Below are 6,953 nucleotides of genomic sequence, written 5' to 3'. Positions count from 1 at the left end.
AAAAATAGTGAATTAAAAAATCGACACGGGTACAATAAAGCCACTGACTCGGGTCTATTCGGCATGGAGATACAAGGAGCAACCACGATATTTGCGACAAATATAAAAAGAATCATGAAGCTAATAGACCAAAAATAGGGAAGATATTAGGTAAATAAGAGAGCTTTTTATGAAAAAACACATAAAAAGCTCTCTTATTTTAGTTTGACTTACCTCCCATTAAAAAACAGGAGTTTTTCAGTGGCCTCGCTCTGCCCCCGTGTCCCGCTTCAATTCATTTGAAATTGTTCCATAAAGAAATAGTGTGCTAGTTTCATGTATTCTGTTGCGACGCGCCAAATATCTTCCCGGTCTCTATACCACCCGGTCGCTTCGTATGGATCATATGGTGTTGGGGCAGCATAGATGGTGATATTTTCGTCTTTCAGTGCCTTATTAAAAATCAGCTTGGAACGATAGGAATGAAATTTGGATGTCGTAAGAATCAACTGATCAATTTCCGGATGATTTTGCAAATACTTTCTAATAGCGAGCGCTTCGTCTTTTGTACTCTCTGCATCTCCTGGAATGATCGTTATTTTATCTTCTGGGACACCAGAATCAGTTAAAACCTTCTTGCTTAATTCCGCATCCCCTGGGATAGAAATGTTATTTTCTTCTAACAATTCATGCCCAGCAAGATGAGACCGAACCATTACTATTTGATCAACTTTTCCATTTTCATAAAGTTCAATTGCACCTAGAGCCCTGTCGCCTACACTTCCCATTAGTAAGACCGATACGGCCTCATCAACTTCTTCCAAATCATCCTCCACTACAAGCACCTCTCCGCCATAGCGAAAAAATAAGAAAAAGAACGTGACAAGAAACAATAAAAATAGCAGAAGTACATAACGCATTTTTAATAGATTACTCAGAGACATATCCTGTATTCCCAAAATCTCGGTTGATTTGTCTTAACTTTTCATCAGATGGCAGCTTGATCGTCAGTAAACCGAGTAATGGTAAGAAAGATACGATAATCATTGTAGGATTTAAACCGATCCAGTCAATTAAACTTCCGAAAAACACGGAACCGACTGCTCCCATACCAAATGCAAGACCTACGATTAAACCGGACATTGTACCGACTTTTCCGGGTATCATTTCTTGACCGTATACTACAGCCACTGAAAAGCTGGATAAAATAAGCGTTCCAATTACCCCAATTAAAATAAGTGCTACGAGCGGTCCGACATATGGAAGTAAGATTGTTAAGGGTACGGGAACGAGTAAAGATCCCATAATAACAATCTTTTTTCCAAAACGGTCAGCAAGCGGACCTCCGACGAACGTACCAATCGCTCCAGTTAGGAGAAAAACAAAAATGAAGGTTTGTGATTCTGCGATCGACACGCCATAATTTTGAATCGCATAAAAAGCATAGTAGTTTGAAATCGCACTATGATACAAGGAACGGATGAATACGACAAACACGAGTAATAACACAGCATTACGGATAACTTTTGGAAGTTTTTGCTTTTGTTTTGGCTCCGCGGCGGATTTCTTTTCTTTTTCTGTCACTTTCTTTATGACTTCCACTTGTCCCGCATACCATCTTGCAATGTAGACAAGAAACATGGAGGCGATAAACGCAACAAGTACAAACCAAATTGCACCAAATTGCCCCATCGGCACAAGAACAAGGGCAGTAATAATAGGCGCAAGTGCTTGTCCACTGTTTCCGCCCACTTGATAAATCGATTGTGCAAGTCCCCGCTTATTCCCTGCTGCAAGATAGGCAACACGTGAACCTTCCGGGTGGAAAACTGCAGAACCTAATCCGATTAAAACAACACTGATTAAAATCGTTGGAAGGTTCGGTGCAAAGGCAAGACCAAGCATTCCGAACATGCTCGACAATAAACCAATCGGCAGGGCATAAGGCATCGGACGTTTGTCTGTATACATACCGACAACCGGCTGCATAACAGATGCCACCATATTTAACGTAAATGTAATGAATCCAAGCTGCGTGAATGTAAGCCCGAGGGAACGTTCCAAAATCGGAAACATTGCCGGAATAACAGCCTGCAAGGAATCATTCAACAAATGAGTCAGACCAATAATAAATAAAATCGAATACATCGTTCTGTTCTGTGGCTGTAACTTAACAGCAGACTGCTTCACCAATATGTATCGCTTCTTTCTATAATATTCATTCTATTTTATACATTATAACACAGCGGGACATTGGGGTCAGAGCAATTGTCCCCCGAAAAATGGGACAATTGCTCTGACCCTCTGTTCCACTGGGACAAAAGCTCTGACCCCGTGTCCTGCTCAAATGGTCTTGAGGAGGAGCTTTTTAAGGAGGGGGGTGAAGTGTTCGGGTAGTTCGGCGACGGTTGGTACCATGATTCGTTCTTTGCCGTAGATGTTTTGCATCGTGAACTCTTCTTTTTCTCCAACTTCGCCTTCTGCAAGGAACATCCCGATCACATCCATTCCTTTTTTCCTCGCTTCTGAAACAGCTAAATGCGTGTCGACGATTCCGTTCTGATTATAGCCGCTTGCTGCAGGTTCCCCGTCAGAAAAAACGAGCAGGAATTTATTCTTCTCGCGGCGAGCTTCAAGTGCCTCCGCCGCTACTCGGATACTAAAACCATCCCGATTATCTTCTTCCGGTTCCAGTTGAAGGATTTTTGCTCCGTTATTGGCATATAACGAATCTGTATGAGAGTGAATTAAATGGAAATAATTCGGCAGATGTCCCGGTCTCACTTCATTCGCATCCTCCCAAAATCCTATTATGGAATGAGGGATTTTCAATTGTTTCAACACTTCATGAAACAGAATAATCCCTTTCTTCGTCTCTTCCATTTTATTCACCATCGAGGCAGAGCAATCAACAAGCAAGGTAAACACTGCATCAAACTCAGTAGATTCCTCGTCTTTCTTATAAAAGATTCGCGGATTATCCTCAAGAACGACAGATAACAACTTATTCGATAAGCGGCCAACGAGCAAGTCCTTCCTTGGATTTGTCTGCTTATGCTCGATTGTTTTACGAATCGTATTGGCAAGCCGGCGCCGATACATTTCGATTGTCGCAACATATTCGCGGTACAGCTTCTCATCTTCCGGGCTCGGCTCCTCCGCTTCCTTCACAATCTTTACAGCATCGGTATTTTCTTCGCCATAGACAGACTCGCTTCCTTGTTTTTCATCTTTCGCACTTTGTTCATCCAGCGCTTCCATTTTCGAATAATCATTCTGCTTACTTTTCCCAGCTGCACCTTGAATACTTGCTATCGCCTGATCAGCATCTTCGGTTTCTCTTACACCACCACCGAGCATACTCGATTTCGTTCCTTGCTCGAGCTCGAACTGCAAGAAGTTCTGCTTGCGATCCTCATTTTTATTCTCCCGGTGCCAAGCGGAAAAGGTCTCATCAAAATACTCGCTCTCTTCTTTATTCACTTCTTCTACATCATCGTTCGTAAGTTCATCTGTACGTGTCAGTTCATCAAATAACGTATTTTTCTCATATCGCTGTACTTCACTCACTGGAAAAATAAAATATTCATTGATAGCGTCCTTCTCATATAAACCATCTAGATGAAACACGATTCGTTCACATATTTCTTTAATATCTTTGCTCGTTCTTGCTTCATAAATAGAATAGAGCATAGGCTTTAGCATTTCCAGATGTTCTAATGCCCGTTCCGAGGCCCGTGCAAAATCTGGATCAGGATGATCAGATTGAATAAGTAAGTAAATCAGACAAAACAATTCATCCAATTCCCTGCTGCGGGTGACATTTGCAGATAGCTGTCTTATAAAGAAGTGCTGAAAATACGTTCTCCGTGTTTGGAATATTCCAGTCGTTCCCGGACGCTCACTTTTAACAATTTCTTCAAGACGGATATCTTCAAATAAAGCAAATAGCTGAGCCGCAAATTTCGGCAGATGTGTTTCTTCAATATCTCGCATATATTCCTGCATATCAGGTATATGAGAATACCGCATCGTCCCGATTGCCCGGAGGTATACATCACTTTTCAAACCTGCTTCTTGCGTTTCCAATTCGAGCTTTTCCCAAAATCTGCTCGCAGTTACTTTTCGTTCTATTAGGTCCACCCCAGCGCCAAAACCATATTCAAACTTCAATTCTGCAACTCCTGATAAAACAGTTGTTAAGTCTTGAAGCTGCATATAATAATTCGTTCTCACCCGTGAATCATGGAAACGATACATCTTGTATTCTCCTTTTTAAAATAAGGTTTCAGCTAAATTATCGATAAATTCCCGTTCTCTTTCTTCCTCAAGCTTATCGGTAATGGCCCGAAGGATCGCTCGCTTTGGCGTAATAAGCGTACTTAAATCACAGGCATCCAGCAATGCGCGGATCGATGCCGCTTCTTCCGGTAGTTTTCCTTGATACACCGCAGTGATTAAATCTCCGGATAATCGAACAAATAAGTCGATTAATTTTTCATCTGTTAAATTCGTTGTCGTTGTAATAAGCTGCTTCAGCTGGTCGCCTTCAATATATGGCACTTCAATCACAATGAAACGGTTTTTCAATGCCTCATTCAATGGGACCGTCCCGATATAGCCTTCGTTAATTGCAGCAATGACGCCAAAACCGTCTTTTGCCGTTATGATTTCATTTGTAAAAGGGTTCGTAATCGTACGGCGATAGTCGAGGACACCGTTAATAAGTGGGAGTGTTTCCGGTTTTGCCATATTAACCTCATCAATGTACAGGAAGCTCCCATCTTTCATTGCATTTGTCACCGGCCCCGGAACAAAATCAATCACCTGTTTATCTCCTTCATATGCCAATGTTTTAAACCCGAGTAAACTTTCCGCATCAAGATCAACTGAACTATTCACACTGAACATCGGTTGCTGAAAAAGATGAGATAGTGTTTCTGCAAATTTCGTTTTCCCAGATCCAGTCGGACCTTTCAATAAAACATTCTTCCCCATGCTTAATGCAACAATCGCATCCACTAATAAATCCATATGCGGCGGCACATACCCACCCGGGCGAATCAAATATTCGAACTCTCCAGGTTCTCTCCTCCGCACCGTCTCCAACCGTTCCTGCACAACATCTGGCAATACATAACCCATCAACAATTACTCCTTTCAAAAACGGGACACGGGGTCAGAGCATTTGTCCCAGACCCGGGCCCATTATATCCGATTTAAACTTTTAATTTTTGTATTGGAAAGCAAGTGAGCTGCTCCATCATGTATGCTTTACTATTCGCATATTTTGATTTGATCCAATATTGCAGCAAACTTAATGTCGCTTTCGTCTGGTATTGAATGAATATTTCATAATTCAATTCCCATAATGGTGATTCTGTTTCAATGAAATCTTCTCCGTAAACAACCCATGAAATAACTTTTCCAATCGCTTGTCAAAATCATGATGTCCTTTGGAAAGTGCATAAAAAGCTTGTTGATGTGCTTCAATATATTGAAACATCACCTCGGTTGTTGGAGTGAGCTTCGCAGCATTTATCTTTCGCTTTCCTTGAAAGACATCAAGGATTGCCTGCTCAAAGCCCATCAATAGTTCATATAGCATTTCTTCAAGAAAATCTTCTTTATTGGAAAAATGAGCATAAAATGTCGCCCGATTGATATCCGCCTCATCGGCAATCATAGAAACCATAATTTCATGCTCCTGATGTACATTCATCAGGCAAAGATAAGCATGTTGTAATGCTCCACTCCACGTGTTCGCGCAACTCGTCTGTCCTGTTTCATATCGGCTCTCCTAATATTTTCTCAACAATTCTATTATACCTGTTGTTTAAGCATCATTAAAACCTTTTGTGTTATCCGACTTTAGTCAAAACAATGATAAAGTTAAAGAGAAGTGCAACATCATTTTGAAAAGGATTAAATATTCTGGAGGAATTGTAATGACAGAAAAAATGAAAGCAGCCGTCTGGTATGAAAATAAAGATGTTCGTGTGGAAGAACGTGACGTTAAACCAGTTGGCAACAATGATGTAAAAGTGAAAGTCAGTTGGTCCGGAAATTGTGGAACTGACTTGCACGAATATGAAAGTGGTCCATTGCTTGTTCAAGTAGACGAGCCAAACCCACTAACAGGAGAGAAAGTCCCACTCGTGCACGGACATGAATTCTCAGGGACTGTAGAAGAAGTCGGTAAAAATGTGACAGCATATAAAAAAGGTGATCGTGTCGTTGTGAATCCAGTCGTCACATCCGGCAATCATTCCGATTTAGTTGATCGCTATTATGAATTTTACTTTGCTGGGCTGCACACAGATGGTTCTTTCGCCGAATATTTTGTAGCGAATGAAAATAATGTGGTGGCAATTCCAGATCGTTTGTCCTTGGATAAAGCAGCATTGGTAAAACCTCTTTCTGTTTCTGCTCAAGCAGTGAAGGAAGCTGGAGTTAAACATGGAGATACCATTGCCGTGTTCGGCGCAGGTCCAATCGGTCTATTCGTCATCGGTGCAGCCAAAGCAGCCGGAGCAAAAGAAATTTTAGCGTTTGACTTGTCTGATGAACGGTTGGAAAAAGCAACACAAGTTGGCGCAACAGAGGTACTGAATACAAAAGACATTAACCCAGTTACATTCATTAAAGAAAAATATCCAAATGGAGTAGATGCCTCCCTTGAAGTTGCCGGTGTTAAACCGACTTTTGATCAAGCCATTGATTCCGCAAAACCAAAAATCCTAGGTGTTAGACGTCCGGTATCTCCCGCTTAACCTTTCTCGACATGACTGGAAGTTTTGAGGTGGATGTTTTACGGACAATTACACCAGGATAAAGTGGGACAAAAGCTCTGTGATATGCTCCCTTTATAGTAGACAGAGAAATAATAAAAGATCTCTACTACTATAAAGGGAGTTTTTATTATGTCTGAGAAAGTAATGAAACACACATTGGATGAAAGGGTTCAAGCTGTA

Annotated in this window: 6 protein-coding genes; 1 reads left to right on the top strand and 5 read right to left on the bottom strand. The window is 41.2% G+C overall.

Annotated elements, in window-relative coordinates; genetic code table 11:
• Positions 1 to 269: 269 nt before the first annotated feature.
• From LZD48_RS18250 to LZD48_RS18230, 5 genes are all read right to left on the bottom strand, one after another.
• Positions 270 to 923: a YdcF family protein gene (locus LZD48_RS18250; protein WP_235764120.1), complete on the bottom strand. Its 654-nt coding sequence runs from the start codon at positions 921 to 923 to the stop codon at positions 270 to 272.
• On the bottom strand, positions 910 to 2,127 hold the full coding sequence (locus LZD48_RS18245; RefSeq protein WP_235764121.1) for an MFS transporter: 1,218 nt from the start codon (positions 2,125 to 2,127) through the stop codon (positions 910 to 912). Before LZD48_RS18245 ends, LZD48_RS18250 begins: the two co-directional genes overlap by 14 nt.
• A 195-nt stretch (positions 2,128 to 2,322) precedes the next feature.
• The gene (locus LZD48_RS18240) at positions 2,323 to 4,239 is read right to left on the bottom strand and encodes a vWA domain-containing protein (protein ID WP_235764119.1); all 1,917 of its coding nucleotides are present in this window, start codon (positions 4,237 to 4,239) and stop codon (positions 2,323 to 2,325) included.
• 15 nt (positions 4,240 to 4,254) lie between these two features.
• Positions 4,255 to 5,124, bottom strand: coding sequence for an ATP-binding protein (locus LZD48_RS18235; protein ID WP_235764118.1), 870 nt, complete (start codon positions 5,122 to 5,124; stop codon positions 4,255 to 4,257).
• A 214-nt stretch (positions 5,125 to 5,338) separates the two neighbouring features.
• Positions 5,339 to 5,674, bottom strand: coding sequence for a TetR/AcrR family transcriptional regulator (locus LZD48_RS18230; RefSeq protein WP_235764117.1), 336 nt, complete (start codon positions 5,672 to 5,674; stop codon positions 5,339 to 5,341).
• A gap of 253 nt (positions 5,675 to 5,927) precedes the next feature.
• Between LZD48_RS18230 and LZD48_RS18225 the strand changes: the two genes are divergently transcribed.
• On the top strand, positions 5,928 to 6,752 hold the full coding sequence (locus LZD48_RS18225) for an alcohol dehydrogenase catalytic domain-containing protein (RefSeq protein ID WP_235764116.1): 825 nt from the start codon (positions 5,928 to 5,930) through the stop codon (positions 6,750 to 6,752).
• Positions 6,753 to 6,953: the final 201 nt, after the last annotated feature.

The organism is Oceanobacillus alkalisoli, from assembly GCF_021556485.1.
GTDB classification, from domain to species: Bacteria; Bacillota; Bacilli; order Bacillales; family Amphibacillaceae; genus Oceanobacillus; species Oceanobacillus alkalisoli.
Note: the sequence above shows the minus strand (reverse complement) of the source record. Positions and strands in the feature narration are given on the sequence as shown.

Bases quoted from the DNA above. Each gene is read 5' to 3' on its own strand.
- LZD48_RS18250 (WP_235764120.1), bottom strand. From the start codon at position 923: ATGTCTCTGAGTAATCTATTAAAAATGCGTTATGTACTTCTGCTATTT.
- LZD48_RS18245 (WP_235764121.1), bottom strand. From the start codon at position 2,127: ATGTATTCGATTTTATTTATTATTGGTCTGACTCATTTGTTGAATGAT.
- LZD48_RS18240 (WP_235764119.1), bottom strand. From the start codon at position 4,239: ATGTATCGTTTCCATGATTCACGGGTGAGAACGAATTATTATATGCAG.
- LZD48_RS18235 (WP_235764118.1), bottom strand. From the start codon at position 5,124: ATGGGTTATGTATTGCCAGATGTTGTGCAGGAACGGTTGGAGACGGTG.
- LZD48_RS18230 (WP_235764117.1), bottom strand. From the start codon at position 5,674: ATGGTTTCTATGATTGCCGATGAGGCGGATATCAATCGGGCGACATTT.
- LZD48_RS18225 (WP_235764116.1), top strand. From the start codon at position 5,928: ATGACAGAAAAAATGAAAGCAGCCGTCTGGTATGAAAATAAAGATGTT.